We start from the raw sequence: 13,907 nt of genomic DNA on the forward strand, positions 1-13,907 counted from the left end.
CGCTTCAGACCTGCGATTGCATGGCCATGCGCCAGGCTAGGGCGCAGCGGTTGCCCGACGCACAATACGACAGCACGGGGCCGCCAGCATCGGCGAGCAGCTCGCGCAACTGCGCCGCCTGTTCCAGCGTGACCGCACCGGAAAGTGCCGGGATGAAATGGAACGCCAGCCCGTGCCGCCGGGCCTGTTCGGCCACCTCGGCCCAGGCTGGCTGCCCCGGAGATTCGCCGTCGGGCCGCATGCAGACCAGCGCGACGTAGCCGCAGGCTGCGACGTCGGCGACATCGTCCGGATGGAGTTGCGGGCAGACGTGGTAGCTGTCCGAGAGGGCGTTGATGACGGGCATGGCGGCGATCTTCGTTTTTTTCCGGGTTGCGAATCGGACTGCGAAAAAAGGATCGACGGCACCGGCGTCAGCGCCGGCACCGTCGCGGAACGGGAGTATCAGGCCGCCGGCTTCATCGAGAAGTACCAGTCGGTCGTTTCCAGGTCCTGGCCGCTGCGGGCTTCCAGCTCGGCGACGGTCTTGGGCGCGCCCAGCAGCACCTTCTCGCCCGGCTGCCAGCCTTCCGGCGTGGCGACCCCGTTGGCCAGGCTGTATTGCAGCCCCTTCACCAGGCGCAGGATCTCGGCTACCGAACGACCGTTGGTCATCGGGTAGTACACCATCGCGCGCAGGATGCCCTTGTCGTCGATGATGAAGGTCGCGCGCACCGCCGAGGTGTCGGCAGCGCCGGGATGGATCATGCCGTAGGCGCGGGCCACGTTCATCGACAAATCCTCGATGATCGGGAACGGGATCTCGACGCCGAACTTCTCCTTGATGTTCTGCACCCAGGCCAGGTGCGAGAACACCGAGTCGATCGACAGCCCCAGCAGTTCTGTGTTCAGCGCACCGAACTCGCCGGCGGCGCGGGCGAAGGCGGTGAACTCGGTGGTGCAGACCGGGGTGAAGTCGGCCGGATGCGAGAACAGCACCAGCCACTTGCCCTTGTAGTCGGCGAGCGAACGCGGGCCGTGCGTGGTCTGGGTATTGAATGCCGGTGCAGGCTCGTTGATCCGCGGCATCGCGACCGGGGCGGGGCCGGCCAAGGCAGCGGCGATGGGGGCGGCAGAAGCCGGGACGACGGTCGCGGCGGCGACGATTTTCGGATCGGAATCGGTGCAGCTCATGGCAAATGCTCCTGTGTTGCGGGGGTGGGAAGGTGCCGGTGAGACCAGGGGATAGGGGGGAGCCCCACCGGCGGGGGAAACGGGTTCAGAGCGCGTCGATCGGCAGCTTCAGGAACCGCCGGCCGCTGTCGTCGGCGGGCGGCAGGTGGCCAGCGCGCATGTTCACCTGCAGCGAGGGCAGGATCAGGCGCGGCATCGACAGCGTGGCGTCGCGCTCGCTGCGCATCCGCACGAAGTCGTCCTCGCCGGCGCCATCGTGGACGTGGATGTTCTGTGCACGCTGTTCGGCCACGGTGGTTTCCCAGCGGATGTCCCGCCCGCCAGGGCCGTAGTCGTGGCACATGAACAGCCGCGTGTCCTCGGGAAGCGCGAGGATCCGGCGGGTCGAACGGTAGAGCGTACGCGCATCGCCGCCCGGGAAATCGGCGCGCGCGGTCCCGCCGTCAGGCATGAACAGCGTGTCGCCCACGAAGGCCGCATTGCCGACCACATGGGTCATGCAGGCCGGTGTATGGCCCGGCGTGTGCATGGCGAACGCCTCCATCGTGCCGATGCGGTAACGGTCGCCATCGGCAAACAGCCAGTCGAACTGGCTGCCGTCGCGCTGGAACTCGGTGCCTTCGTTGAACACCTTGCCGAAGGTGTCCTGCACTTGGACTATGCGCTCGCCGATGCCGATGCGGCCACCGAGTTCCTGCTGCAGGTACGGCGCGGCCGACAGGTGGTCGGCGTGGACATGGGTTTCGATCAGCCACTCCACTTCCAGACCGTGCCGGCGGACGTGTTCGATGATGCGGTCGGCATGCTCGAAGGCGATCCGGCCAGCGGCATAGTCGATGTCCATTACCGAGTCGACGATGGCGCATGCACAGCTGGCCGGGTCCCGAACCACGTAGCTTATCGTGTTGGTCTGCCCGTCGAAGAAGCCCGTGACCTCGGGGCGGGCATCGGAAGGTGTGGGGAGGTTCGGGGTAGCCATCGGCTGATCTCCTGTCGAGTGTCGACCTTGCGTATGGCAAGCACTCTAGAAGCATCGTGAAACAGATGGAAACGAATTAAATTGAACTCAGTGATCGCTTGATACGATAAATTGTTCCGGCCACCCTCCATCCAGGAACTGACCGTGTCCTACCTGCCGAACCTGCGCCACCTGCGCTATCTGGTCGCCCTCCACGACCACCAAAGCTTCAGCCGCGCCGCCGCGGCCTGCTTCGTCAGCCAGTCCACGCTCAGCGCCGGCATCCGCGAACTGGAACTCGCACTGGGCGTGGCGGTGGCCGAACGCAACAAGCGCTCGGTGCGCATTACGCCCATCGGCCACCATCTGGCCGCTCGCGCGCGACGCTTGCTGCGCGATGCCGAAGACCTGGTGGCGCTGGGACGCGACGCGGCGCAGCCGATGTCCGGCATCGTCCAAATGGGCGTGCTGCCGACCATCGCACCGTATCTGTTGCCACGCGTGATCCGCGCACTCGGGCAACGTTTCCCGCGCTTGCGGCTGGTGCTGCGCGAGGACAAGACCCGGCACCTGCTCGACCAGCTGGCGGACGGCAGGCTGGACTTGGTGCTGATGGCCTTCCCCTACGATACCCCCGGCATGGAGAGCTTCATGCTCTTTGACGACGCCTACCGCTACGTCTCCGCGTGCGGCTCGCCAGCGCTGGCGCCCGGTCTGCGGGCGTTCGACCCGGGCGACGTCGCCGACGGCGACCGCCTGCTGCTGCTAGAGCACGACCACTGCTTGCACAGCCATGCGCTGCCGGCTTTGCAGCGCGCCGCCGAAACCGAGCACGCCAGCTTCTCGTCCACCAGCCTGCACACGCTGGTGGCCATGGTCGCCGAAGGCATGGGCTCGACCTTCCTGCCCGATCTGGCGATCAACGGCGGCATCATCGACGGCAGTGATGTCGTCGTCCGCCCCTTGGGCGACGATGCCAACGCCCGCAGCATCGGCCTGTGCTGGCGCCGCAATGCCGCGCGTGCCGACAGCTACCGCGCGCTGGGTGCGTTCCTGAGCGAGTGGGCCGCCGAGAACGTCAAGCCGTGGACCGCAGGGAGGGATTGAGGGCCGTGATCTGCCGCTGTTGGATCGCGCCGCGGTCTGGTGCGCATCGAGCCAGATGCACCGGCAGCGATGAAGTTTTGAAAGGCGTGATCCCAGGACGGCCATTGCACCAATCCCGCAGTCCGCGTCTGCAGGTCGATGCGCAGCGTATCGTTCATCAGTGCGTGCTCTCCTTCGCCACAGCGCCGTCGGCTTCGCAGTGCCACCAGCGGTACAAGAGCCGGTAACACCACCAGGGTCAACAGCGTCGAGGACACGATGCCGCCGATCACCACCGTGACCAGCGGCCACTGCACCTCCGTACCCGCGCCGACGTTCAGCGCCAGCGTACGACGGGCATCGAACTTGCCACCGCGCTCCAAGACGCAGGGTGATCTCGGCCTCGTCGAAACCTCGCGCGGCGCCGCTGCCGAACGCGTTCTCGACATCGAGACCGGCACGCAGTGGGGGGGGGGGCCGAACGCCGCCGTATCGCGCTCAGCAAGCAATCCCTCGGCACGCACACCGAACAGGCGAAGATCGGGATGGGCCCGGGTGACGCGCAAAGGCGTCGTCGAGCGCAAGTCTCTGGTTTGGCGCAGCAGGAGATGGCGCCCGTGCTTGTATGCACGGCGCGATCGTGAAGACAGCCAATGCGGCCAATCGCAACCACATGGGAATTCTCTGGAACGCAGGCGCAGGCCGGCAACGGCGTCAGCCTGTGATCGGAGGACGAAGCGGATTGCCTGGAGGCGTCTGGTCGCGCTCCCATTCAGGGAAACTGGTCTGGCGAACCTGTGAAGGCGACATCGCCGCCATTCGGACGGTTACACGATTCGCAAGTTGGCAAGTTGTAGGACCTCCGCACAGGCCCCCGAATCAACCGGATCTCCACGGCACGGACGCCCAGACAAGCACCGCCGCCAGCAGCGTCGCCGCCGGAGCCGGACTGCCCGGAGAATCCCTCCATCAGCGGCTCAGTCTCGCCATTCGTGCCCGCCGCTCGTCCCCGATGCAGCCTGCATCTCGTCCCGAAGCACACCAAGAAGAAAATCCAGCACCGCGGGACCACGCCCGCTTCGAACCAGCTCCAGCGCGGTCCTGCCGCCCAGCCCGGCAATGGGTTCGGAGCGATACCACTGCCGCGCCTCGGCCTCCCCGGCGGCGATGCGCGCAGCCATGGTCAAGATGCATCTTTCAATCGCGTGCCCGGTCATCACGCGTCCTGCGGTGCCGTGTCGGGAATCGCCACCACGAATCGGGCGCCTCCGCCCTGGGCGTCCTCCACCCACACCGCCCACCGGTGCGCAAGACAGATTTCACGGACGATGGCGAGTCCAAGCCCGGCGCCATCGGTGGCGCTCGACGCGCGCCAGAAACGCTTGAACACGTGTTCGCGATCCCCCGGATCCACCCCAGCGCCCTGGTCGACGACCGCGAACCCGCCGGGCGTCACCTCGAGCGTCACGACCCCTCCCCGCGGTGAGTGGCTGATGGCGTTCTCGAGCAGGTTCTTGAGCAGGACGAAGACCGCCCCCTCGTCCGCATCGACCAACCTGTCGGGTCCGAGGTGCTCCACGTGCAGCGACACGCCGACGCGGTCGGCCAACCGGTTCAGGTAGTCGACCGCATCCGCCGACATCGCCCACAGGGAACGTTTCGAGAACCGGTAGTTGCGTCCTTCGCTGACCTCCGCCAGATGCAGGAGTTGGTTGACCTGCCGCGCCATGAGCTGCGTCTCGCGGAGCATCGCCTCCTTGTTCATCTCGCCGCCCAACTCGACCTCGGCTCGCAACAGCGTCAACGGCGTCTTGAGCTCGTGCGCCGCCATCGCAAGAAAGTCCTGCTGCACGTTGAATCCCTGCTCCAGCCGCTCCAGGGCCGAGTTCAACGCATCGATCAGGGGCGCCATCTCGGACGGAATGCCATCGACATGCAGGCGTGCCGAGAGCGCACGAGGGCCGATCCTCGACGCAATCGCGGATGCCTGCCGCAACGGCACCACTGCACGGCGGACGGTGATGCAGACGACAACCGCAAAAATCGAAAGCGCGACCAGGACGGCAACCGCGGTTGCGCTCAGGTAGAGCTGGCGGGCGTAGCCGGCCAATCGCTCCACCATGCGATCGCTTCGTGCCACCTGCAATCCGTACCTGGCGCCGGAGCGGACGACTTGCCTTTCGCGCACCTGCAATCGAACCGGAAGCCCCGCGTCGTCGACATCCAGCGTGCGGGCGCCGACAGGCATCCGCTCCAACGCCTGAAGGGCCGGCCCGTCAAGACTGCTGAACAAGGTGGTTCCGTCCGCATCGATGATGCGGAACGCGGTGTCCTTCCTCAGCGCGTCATAGCTGTCGGACGACCATTGCGGCCTGAAGGCCAGCCGGCCGTTCCCGTCCACCTGGACACCCTCTTCGAGGCTGTCCAACTCGTCTTCGAGGGTCGCGTCGATCAGGTAGTTCGTGTCCCGCAGGCAAGCGAACGACACGAAGATGGCCGCGGCGGCCACGCCTGCCGCAAGCATCCCGATCAGTGCGGAGAGCAGCAGCCGCCCGGCGAGGCTAGGCGGCCACATCGCGGTCCCCCAGCGCGAATCCATGCCCCCGGATGTTCAGGAGCGCCAGATCGCAGCCGATGGCCGCCAGCTTCTTGCGCAAGCGATGCATCGCGACGTCGAGCGCATTCGGGGTGACGGCGTCGGTGAGGCCCCATGCCGCCTGCTCGAGGCTGCGGCGCGTGACCGTTTGCCCGTTCGCCCGCAGCAAGCAGACCATGATCTGGAGTTCGGCGGGCGACAGCGTCACGACCTCGTCTCCGAAGCCCATGCACCCGGCCTCGGGAACGACGCGAAGGCCCCTGTGCACGAGTTCGTTGGGCTGGAGCGAAGGCGTCCTGCGCAGCAGGGCCCGAACCCGGGCCAGCAGTTCCTCCATGGCGAACGGCTTGGGCAGGTAGTCGTCGGCGCCCGCCTCCAGGCCGTCCACCCGATCCCTCAGCGCGTCCCGGGCGGTCAGCATCAGGCACGGCGTCAGCCTGCCCGCGGATCTGAGCCGCCTGACGAGTTCGAGCCCATCTCCTTCGGGCAAGCCCCGATCCACGATCACCGCGCCGTAGTCACGCTCGTTCAGGGGTCGCCACGCCGATTCGAGCGTATGGAACACATCGGTCGCGATGCCGGCGGACAGCAGCCCACGGACGATCAGGCTCGCCATGCGCTCATGATCCTCGACGAGGGCGATGCGGTTCATTCGAAGTCCGGCCGACGATCAGAAACTGCGTACCACGCCGATCACCACATGGGCCACCCCGTCGGCATCGGGTTCCAGCAGCGGGCTGTCGGTCAGCTCCTCCGGCAGGAACCGATACTGCACCAGGCCTTGCACCCGCCACTTGCTCTGCCCCAGGGGGACGGCGAACCCGAGGCTCACGCGGGGAATGAGTGCCGCATCCGGCTGGTAGGCCATCCCCGAGAACGTCTCCGTCGACCGGACGCCGTAATAGTAGTCGGCCAGATCGTCCGAGAGCCATTGCACGCCGATGCCGGGCACCAGGGTGACCTTGCCCACGCGGAACCGACGGGCAAAATCAGCGGACACCTCGTAGCCCTCGCTGGTGCCGGTGATGTCGGCCAGCGCACGCACGATGATCTCGTTGCCGCCCAACTCCCAACGGGCCGCGAGGCCGGCATCGGCGCCGTGGTCGCGATCCTCGAGACGATCGATGTCCACCCCGTTCGCCGCGAGTTCGGCTCGGCCCAGATCCCCGCTGTCGAAGCCGTCGAAGCGCCCCGAGAAATTGGCGTCGAGCCGGAACCGCTCGGTCTCCCACAGCTTGACGCCGAGGGTGGCGCCGACCCAGTAGATGCGCCCGCCCTGGTAGGTCACGAACGGGAATGGACGCGTCCTCATCCCCTCCCCGGCATATGGGCTGTCCTCTGAGGACACCGCAACACCGAGGGTCCAACGGTCATCGGCCCGCTGTTCGACAGCGCCGGATTGTTCGATCGTACTGGTCTGGGCGAATACGGATGCCGGGAGGAGGGTTAAAAGCGCGATTGCGAACCGGTGCATCATCAAGCATCCACGAGAGGGGGGGAGGGCCCAATATGCAGGCGTGTCACTTACAGGTGACTTACGCGGCGCTCCTCCACCCTAGGGAACCTCGAATAACCCAAGCCACACTCAAGGCATGTATTAGATCGGCTTCTTCAGTCTTCCGTCCACGAGTTCCCAAGTCGCGTCGGCCACGCCGGTTGGCACCGCCGCATGGGTGACCAGCAGCAGGCTGCGGCCGTGCAGGATGCGCGGCAGGTCGCGGAAGAAGGCCTGTTCGGCATCGGGGTCGAGCCCTTCGGTCGGCTCGTCGAGCGCGACCAGTGGCGCGGCGGTCAGCAGCACCCGCGCCAGGCACAGGCGCCGCGCCTGCCCGGCCGACAGCGTGCGCCCGCCCTCGCCCAGCCACTGGTCGAGCCCACCGGGCAAGGCGCGGATTTCCTCGTCCAGTCCGGCCTGGCGAAGCGCCTCCCACAGCCCGGCATCGTCCGCATCGGGGTCGCCGATGCGCAGGTTGTCGCGCACGGTTCCCAGGAAGACCGGCGCGTCCTGCGGCAGCAGCGCCACGCGGCGGTGCAGTTCCGGCAGCGACGCCTCGCGCAGATCCACGCCTTCCCAGCAGATGCCACCAGCCTGCGGATCGCGCAGCCGCAGCAGCAAGGCCAGCAGGGTCGACTTGCCGCTGCCGCTGGCCCCGGTCACCACCACCCGCTCGCCCGGCGCGATCCGCAGATCCACGCCCTCCAGCAGCGGCAGCGACGGGTGGTGGCGGAAGTACACCTGCCTGAACTCCACCGCGCCACGCATGGGCAGCGCCTTCGGCCGCGGCGGATCGAGGATCTCCGGGCCGGCCCGCTCGATCTCGCGCACGCGCTCTGCGGCAGCGGAAGCCGCACCGAGCCGTACCGCGCCCCGCAGCACCGGCGCCACCACCTCGAACAATCCGGCCACCGCGAGCACGCAGCCGACCAGCACCGCACCCCCGACCCGTCCCTCGCGCAGCGCCGCGGCGCCCGCCGTCGCAACCGCCAGCATCGCCAGTCCCGCACAGGCCAGCGCCAGCGCCTGGCCCGAGGCGAATGCCCGCGATTCGGACAGCGCCGCCGCGCGCAGGCGGTCGCTGCTGTCGGCAAGCGCGGCTTCGGCGCGTCCAGCCGCACCCAGCGCGAGCAGATCGGCATGGCCTTCGACGGCCTGCAGCACGTGTTGCCGCAGGTCCGCCGCGTGCGCCTGGCGTTCGGCCCCGCTGCGGCGCACGCGGCGCGCCAGCCAGGCCGGCGCGAGCAGCAGGACGCACAGCCACAGCAATCCGACGGCCGCCGCGGCCGGTGGCACGTAGACCGCCAGCACCGCAATCACCACCGCACCGGCGATCCCGCCGACCAGCAGCGGCAGCAGCGAGAGCAGGAAGGTCGAGTCCAGCGCGTCGATGTCGCTGGTCAGGCGCGCGACCAGGTCGCCGTCGCGCCAGCGCGCCAGTTGCCCGGCATCGAGCCGGAGCAGGTTCCCGAACACCCGCGTGCGCAGGTCGGTCAACAGAAGCAGCGTCGCGGCATGCCCGCTGACGCGCTCGCCGTAGCGCGAGAGGATGCGGACGAACGCCAGCCCGCGCACCATCGCCGAGGGCACGAACAGGTTGAACGTCGCCAGCGCGCCGGACACCAACGCGGTCGCGGTCAGGAACCATCCCGAGACGCCCAGCAATCCCACCGCCGCAGCCGCCGTCACCAGCGCCAGCGCGCAGGCGGGCAGCAGCGTGCGCCAGCGCTGCCGGAACATCGGCCACATCCAGGCCAGCAGCCGCCTCATGGATGCACCTGTCCGCCGGCATCGATCGTCCACCGCCGGCCGGCGATCGCGGCCACGACGGGATCGTGCGTCGCCACGACCAGCGTGCGTCCGCGGGCGAACGCGGCGATTTCGGCGAGCACGAGGTCGCGGCTGGCGTCGTCGAGATGCGCGGTCGGCTCGTCGAGCAGCAGCACCGGCGCATCGGACAGGAACATCCGCGCCAGCGCGATGCGCTGCGCTTGCCCGCCGGAGACGCCCTGCCCGCGCTCGGCCAGCGGCGTGTCCAGCCCGCGCGGCAGGCCGGCGATCATCGGCGCGAGCCCGGCGGCAGCGATCGACCGCGCCAGCGCCGCATCGTCCGCGCCGGCGCGCGCCAGGCGCAGGTTGTCGGCGATGCTGCCAGGCGCCAGCCACGGCCGCTGCGGGATCAGCAGCACGTGCCGGCGCAGCGCTGCGGCGGGCCACTCCCGCAGCGGCTGGCCGCCGAAACGCAACTCGCCCTCGTAGGCACGCAGGCCGGCCAGCGTCTCCAGCAGCGTGGATTTGCCGCTGCCGCTGGCGCCGGTCAGCGCGATCCACTCGCCCGGCGCGATGTCCGCATGAGTCGGCAGGCCGATCGCGCCGCGTCCGGGCACCGGCATCCGCAACGCGCCGACGGAAAACGCCGTCGACGCCGGCGCGGAAGCAGGCGCCGCCTCTTCCACGGGTGCATCCGTGATCTCCGGCAGGCCGTCGAACAGTCCCGCGATCTCCGCGACCGCCGCGCGCGCGTTCGCGCGGTCGTGGTAGTGCGCGGCCAGTTGCCGCATCGGCAGGTAGACTTCCGGCGCCATCAGCAGGCAGAACAGCGCCGCTTCCAGGGTCAGCACGCTGGCACGCAATTCCAGCATGCCCAGGAAGGTCAGCCCGAAGTACACCGCCAGCCCGGCCACGCCCAGCGCGGCGAAGAACTCCAGCACCGCCGAGGACAGGAACGCGATCTTCAGCACCGACATCGTGCGCTCGCGCACTTCATCGCTGGCGCGCGCCACGCGTTCGGCCTCCGCCTGCGAACGCCCGTGGAGCTTCAGCGTGGTCAGGCCGCGCACACGGTCGGCGAACAGGCCCGACAGCCGCGCCAGCGCGGTGGCGTGGCGGCGGCCGGCCGCCTCCGCGCCCCACCCCACCAGCGCCATGAACAGCGGGATGGCGGGCACCGTCAACGCCAGCACCAGCGCGGCGATCAAGTCGAACCCGAGCAGCACGATGCAGAACACCAGCGGCAGCACCGCCGCCGACGCCATTGCCGGCAGGTAACGCGCGAAGTAGCCGTCCAGCGTCTCGACGCGCGCGCTCAGCGCGTCGGCCAGTTCGCCCGAGGCGCGCGCCCGGCTCCACAGCACGCCGGCCGACAGCAGGTGCCGGAACAGCGCGATACGCACCGAGCGCTTCACCGATTCGGCCGCATGCTGGCCGGCATGCTCGGCCACCCAGACCAGCGCCGCCCGCACCAGCAGCAGCGTGCCGGCCAGCCCGATCGACGGCAACGCGGCGGACAGCGGCAGCCGATCCACCACGATCATCTGCAACGCCCAGGCCAGCGCCCAAGCCTGCGGCAGCAACAGCAGGCCCGACAGCAGCGGCAGCGCTACCGCGAATGCGAGCGGACGCCGCGCCTGGTCGGCCAGCGTCCGCATCCATGCCGCTTGCTTGGGGGGCAATCGCTCGTCGGCGACGGCCTCCCCGCTGGCCGCAAGCGTCATGTTTTATCAATGCGGTCGTGCTCGCGCAGTTCAAACCACATTGCGTTGAGGATGGCGAAGGCACAGGCCAGGCCCAGCCCCAGGATCCACGAGAAGTACCACATGCCGCTATCTCCCGATCTGTTGCCGATGCGCGCCGCCATCAGTACGCATTGGGATTTTCCGAAACCGACTCCGACGTGACCGTGCCGCGCATCACCCGGTACACGTAACCCGTGTAGGACAGCACGATCGGCAGGAACGCCACCGTCGCTAGCAGCATCACCCACAGCGTGAAGTGGCTGGACGACGCGTCCCAGACCGTCAGCCCCATGCCCGGCTGCAGCGACGAAGGCATCAGGAAGGGGAACAGCGCGAAGCCCACGGTGAGGATGATCCCCGTGATCGCGGTCGAGGTGGCGAGGAACGCCAGCACTTTCGCGCCACGCCAAAGCAACGGTGCCGCCAACAGCGACGCGGCCACACCCAGCACCGGCGCTGCCCACATCCATGGCCATTGCGCAAAGTTGCGCATCCACGCGCCGTCGACCAGATCGACCGCCTTCAGCGCTGGGTTGCTCGCCGCGGCGGGATCGACGGCGCCAGTCAGCACGTGCCCGTCCAGCCCGAACGCGACCCACACCCCGCCCAGCGCGAACAGCACGCCGGTCGCCAGGGCCAGCCAGCCACCGACCTGGCGCGCGCGCGCCGCGACCTTGCCGTCGGTGCGCCAAGCCAGCAAGGCGGCGCCGTGCGCGGTCAGCATGGTCACGCTCAGCACACCGGCCAGCAAGGCGAACGGCATGAACAGCTGGAACAGGCTGCCCTCGTACACCGGGCGCAGGGTTTTCGGTTCGACGCCGAACGGCAGGCCGAGCAGCAGGTTGCCCATCGCCACCCCGAACACCAGGCTGGCGACCACGCCGGAGCCGCACAGCAGCCAGTCCCAGGTGCTGCGCCAGCGGGGATCGGGCAGCTTGCTGCGGTACTTGAAGCCAACCGGGCGCAGGATCAGCGCCACCAGCAGGAGCAGCATCGCCAGGTAGAGGCCGGAGAACGAAGCCGCGTACAGCAGCGGCCAGGCCGCGAAGATCGCGCCGCCGCCGGTGATCAGCCAGACCTGGTTGCCTTCCCAGACCGGGCCGACCAGGTTGAGCATCACCCTGCGCTCTTCATCGCTATGCGCCACCACGGGCAGCAGCGCGGCGACGCCGAGGTCGAAGCCGTCCATGACCGCGAAGCCGATCAGCAGCACGCCCAGCAGCAGCCACCAGATCAGCCGCAGCGTGCCGTAGTCAAGGGGAATCCACGAAACGTCCATGACCGTCTCCTGTCAGTGCGCCGCGAGCGCGGCATGGCCGGCATGCGCTTCCGGCGCGTCGGGCGCGACCTGCACGCCGGACGCGTCCGGTTCCTCCGGCCCCTTGCGGATCGCCTTCAGGAGCAGCCGGAAGCCCACGATCGCCAGCGTGGTGTAGAGCACGAAGAACACCAGCAGGCTGATCACCAGATCGAGCACCGACAGTCCGGACACGGCGTAGAAGGTCGGCAGCACGCCCTCGATCACCCATGGCTGGCGCCCGAACTCGGCCACGAACCAGCCGCACTGGATCGCGACCCAGGGCAGCGCCGCGCTCCAAAGCGCGACTTTAAGAAAGCGGCGGCTGTGCTCGAGCCTGCCGGTCGAGACCAGCCAGAACGCGAACGCGAAGAAGCCGACGAAGTAGAAGCCCAGCGCCACCATCAACCGGAACGTCCAGAACAGCGGCATCACTTTGGGTACGGTGTCGAAGGCCGCCGCCTCGATCTCGTCTTGCGTGGCGTTCTGCACATCGTCCCTGTAACGCTTCAACAGCAGCGCGTAGCCGAGGTCGGGCCAGTTCTCCGCGAACAGTTCGCGTGCCTCGCGGTCGCCCGCGTCCGCGCGCACCCGCTCCAGCGCGGCATAGGCGCGCATGCCGTTGACGATCCTGCGCTCGGCCGAGTCCACCAGTGCATTGATGCCCGGCATCTCCTTGGAGATCGAACGCGTGCCGATCAGGCCCATCGCCCACGGCACGTGCACCGCGAATTCGTTGCGGCGCTCGGCCTGGTTGGGCCAGGCCACGATGTTGAAGCTGGCCGGCGCCGGCTCGGTCTCCCACATCGACTCCATCGCCGCCAGCTTCATCTTCTGGTGTTCGGTGCTGAGGTAGCCGCTCTCGTCGCCCAGCACCACCACGCTCAACGAAGCCGCGAGGCCGAAGCTGGCCGCCACCGCCATCGAGCGCTTGGCGATGTCGAGGTGGCGCCCGCGCAGCAGGTACCAGGCGCTGATCGCGGCCACGAACATCGCCGCGCTGACGTAGCCGGCCGCCACCGTGTGCACGAACTTGGCCTGCGCCACCGGGTTGAACACCACCGCGACGAAGTCGGTCATCTCCATGCGCATGGTGTCGGGATTGAACACCGCGCCGACCGGGTTCTGCATCCAGCCATTGGCCACGAGAATCCACACCGCCGACAGGTTGGTGCCCAGCGCCACCAGCCAGGTCACCATCAGGTGCTTGACCTTGCTCATCCGGTTCCAGCCGAAGAAGAACAGGCCGATGAAGGTCGCTTCGAGGAAGAACGCCATCAGTCCCTCGATGGCGAGCGGCGCGCCGAAGATATCACCGACGTAATGGCTGTAGTACGACCAGTTCATGCCGAACTGGAACTCCATGACGATCCCGGTGCCCACCCCGAGCGCGAAGTTGATGCCGAACAGCACGCCCCAGAACATCGTCATCCGCCGCCAGATCTCGCGGCCGGTCATGACGTAGACGCTCTCCATGATCGCCAGCAGGAACGACAATCCCAACGTCAGCGGCACGAAGATGAAGTGGTACATCGCGGTCAACGCAAACTGCAACCGCGACAGGATTACGACATCGAGTTCACCCAGCATGGCACTCTCCGATCATCAGGTGGAACAGCCACGCGTCGCGGCGCGTGGAGCCGGCCGTTCGGCATGTTCGCGAGCGGCCGCCCGATCGCCACGATACTGTCGGAAAAGAGTGTCGATTGTCCGGTTCAATCCCATGGCGTTTCATTATCCTGCGCAACTCCGTCACGAATAAGAGGACAAAACGACGCACCCGCGAC

Annotated in this window: 13 protein-coding genes; 1 reads left to right on the plus strand and 12 read right to left on the minus strand. The window is 68.1% G+C overall.

All coding sequences use genetic code 11. The features are described 5' to 3' along the window. Window positions 1-4 precede the first annotated feature (4 nt). The 3 genes from MIC98_RS14130 to MIC98_RS14140 all read right to left on the minus strand — a co-directional run bounded on the left by MIC98_RS14130 (window position 5) and on the right by MIC98_RS14140 (window position 2,152). Window positions 5-346: a TIGR01244 family sulfur transferase gene (locus MIC98_RS14130; RefSeq protein WP_239737589.1), complete on the minus strand. Its 342-nt coding sequence runs from the start codon at window positions 344-346 to the stop codon at window positions 5-7. Window positions 347-444: 98 nt separating this feature from the next. Next, window positions 445-1,173, minus strand: a complete 729-nt coding sequence (locus MIC98_RS14135) for a peroxiredoxin (protein ID WP_239737590.1) — start codon at window positions 1,171-1,173, stop codon at window positions 445-447. A gap of 85 nt (window positions 1,174-1,258) precedes the next feature. After that, a complete protein-coding gene (locus MIC98_RS14140) occupies window positions 1,259-2,152 on the minus strand; it encodes an MBL fold metallo-hydrolase (RefSeq protein ID WP_239737591.1) in 894 nt (297 codons plus the stop codon). 144 nt (window positions 2,153-2,296) lie between these two features. Between MIC98_RS14140 and MIC98_RS14145 the strand changes: the two genes are divergently transcribed. Next, window positions 2,297-3,238 carry a hydrogen peroxide-inducible genes activator gene (locus MIC98_RS14145; protein WP_239737592.1) on the plus strand — a complete coding sequence of 314 codons (942 nt, stop codon included), beginning with the start codon at window positions 2,297-2,299 and terminating at the stop codon, window positions 3,236-3,238. A gap of 956 nt (window positions 3,239-4,194) precedes the next feature. On the opposite strand, the gene MIC98_RS14150 is transcribed toward MIC98_RS14145, so the two are convergent. The 9 genes from MIC98_RS14150 to MIC98_RS14190 all read right to left on the minus strand — a co-directional run bounded on the left by MIC98_RS14150 (window position 4,195) and on the right by MIC98_RS14190 (window position 13,707). Further along, window positions 4,195-4,398: an antitoxin Xre/MbcA/ParS toxin-binding domain-containing protein gene (locus MIC98_RS14150; protein ID WP_239737593.1), complete on the minus strand. Its 204-nt coding sequence runs from the start codon at window positions 4,396-4,398 to the stop codon at window positions 4,195-4,197. A 35-nt stretch (window positions 4,399-4,433) separates the two neighbouring features. Next, window positions 4,434-5,816 (minus strand): HAMP domain-containing sensor histidine kinase, encoded by a 1,383-nt coding sequence (locus MIC98_RS14155; RefSeq protein ID WP_239737594.1) that lies wholly within the window; start codon window positions 5,814-5,816, stop codon window positions 4,434-4,436. After that, the gene (locus MIC98_RS14160) at window positions 5,779-6,465 is read right to left on the minus strand and encodes a response regulator transcription factor (protein ID WP_239737595.1); all 687 of its coding nucleotides are present in this window, start codon (window positions 6,463-6,465) and stop codon (window positions 5,779-5,781) included. Before MIC98_RS14160 ends, MIC98_RS14155 begins: the two co-directional genes overlap by 38 nt. Before the next feature lie 18 nt (window positions 6,466-6,483). After that, window positions 6,484-7,290, minus strand: coding sequence for a MipA/OmpV family protein (locus tag MIC98_RS14165; protein WP_239737596.1), 807 nt, complete (start codon window positions 7,288-7,290; stop codon window positions 6,484-6,486). 120 nt (window positions 7,291-7,410) lie between these two features. Further along, the gene (cydC, locus tag MIC98_RS14170) at window positions 7,411-9,078 is read right to left on the minus strand and encodes a thiol reductant ABC exporter subunit CydC (protein WP_239737597.1); all 1,668 of its coding nucleotides are present in this window, start codon (window positions 9,076-9,078) and stop codon (window positions 7,411-7,413) included. Beyond that, window positions 9,075-10,802 carry a thiol reductant ABC exporter subunit CydD gene (gene cydD / locus MIC98_RS14175; RefSeq protein ID WP_239737598.1) on the minus strand — a complete coding sequence of 576 codons (1,728 nt, stop codon included), beginning with the start codon at window positions 10,800-10,802 and terminating at the stop codon, window positions 9,075-9,077. The genes cydC and cydD overlap by 4 nt, the downstream gene beginning before the upstream one ends. Beyond that, window positions 10,799-10,906, minus strand: coding sequence for a cytochrome bd-I oxidase subunit CydX (gene cydX, locus MIC98_RS14180; RefSeq protein ID WP_146313519.1), 108 nt, complete (start codon window positions 10,904-10,906; stop codon window positions 10,799-10,801). Before cydX ends, cydD begins: the two co-directional genes overlap by 4 nt. A 38-nt stretch (window positions 10,907-10,944) precedes the next feature. Beyond that, on the minus strand, window positions 10,945-12,102 hold the full coding sequence (gene cydB, locus MIC98_RS14185; protein WP_239737599.1) for a cytochrome d ubiquinol oxidase subunit II: 1,158 nt from the start codon (window positions 12,100-12,102) through the stop codon (window positions 10,945-10,947). A 12-nt stretch (window positions 12,103-12,114) separates the two neighbouring features. After that, the gene (locus MIC98_RS14190) at window positions 12,115-13,707 is read right to left on the minus strand and encodes a cytochrome ubiquinol oxidase subunit I (RefSeq protein WP_239738191.1); all 1,593 of its coding nucleotides are present in this window, start codon (window positions 13,705-13,707) and stop codon (window positions 12,115-12,117) included. Window positions 13,708-13,907 lie beyond the last annotated feature (200 nt).

The organism is Stenotrophomonas sp. NLF4-10, assembly GCF_022359915.1.
GTDB lineage: Bacteria > Pseudomonadota > Gammaproteobacteria > Xanthomonadales > Xanthomonadaceae > Stenotrophomonas > Stenotrophomonas daejeonensis.

Coding starts and splice junctions, on each gene's coding strand:
- MIC98_RS14130 (WP_239737589.1), bottom strand. CDS start 346: ATGCCCGTCATCAACGCCCTCTCGGACAGCTACCACGTCTGCCCGCAA.
- MIC98_RS14135 (WP_239737590.1), bottom strand. CDS start 1,173: ATGAGCTGCACCGATTCCGATCCGAAAATCGTCGCCGCCGCGACCGTC.
- MIC98_RS14140 (WP_239737591.1), bottom strand. CDS start 2,152: ATGGCTACCCCGAACCTCCCCACACCTTCCGATGCCCGCCCCGAGGTC.
- MIC98_RS14150 (WP_239737593.1), bottom strand. CDS start 4,398: ATGGCTGCGCGCATCGCCGCCGGGGAGGCCGAGGCGCGGCAGTGGTAT.
- MIC98_RS14155 (WP_239737594.1), bottom strand. CDS start 5,816: ATGGATTCGCGCTGGGGGACCGCGATGTGGCCGCCTAGCCTCGCCGGG.
- MIC98_RS14160 (WP_239737595.1), bottom strand. CDS start 6,465: ATGAACCGCATCGCCCTCGTCGAGGATCATGAGCGCATGGCGAGCCTG.
- MIC98_RS14165 (WP_239737596.1), bottom strand. CDS start 7,290: ATGATGCACCGGTTCGCAATCGCGCTTTTAACCCTCCTCCCGGCATCC.
- cydC (WP_239737597.1), bottom strand. CDS start 9,078: ATGAGGCGGCTGCTGGCCTGGATGTGGCCGATGTTCCGGCAGCGCTGG.
- cydD (WP_239737598.1), bottom strand. CDS start 10,802: ATGACGCTTGCGGCCAGCGGGGAGGCCGTCGCCGACGAGCGATTGCCC.
- cydX (WP_146313519.1), bottom strand. CDS start 10,906: ATGTGGTACTTCTCGTGGATCCTGGGGCTGGGCCTGGCCTGTGCCTTC.
- cydB (WP_239737599.1), bottom strand. CDS start 12,102: ATGGACGTTTCGTGGATTCCCCTTGACTACGGCACGCTGCGGCTGATC.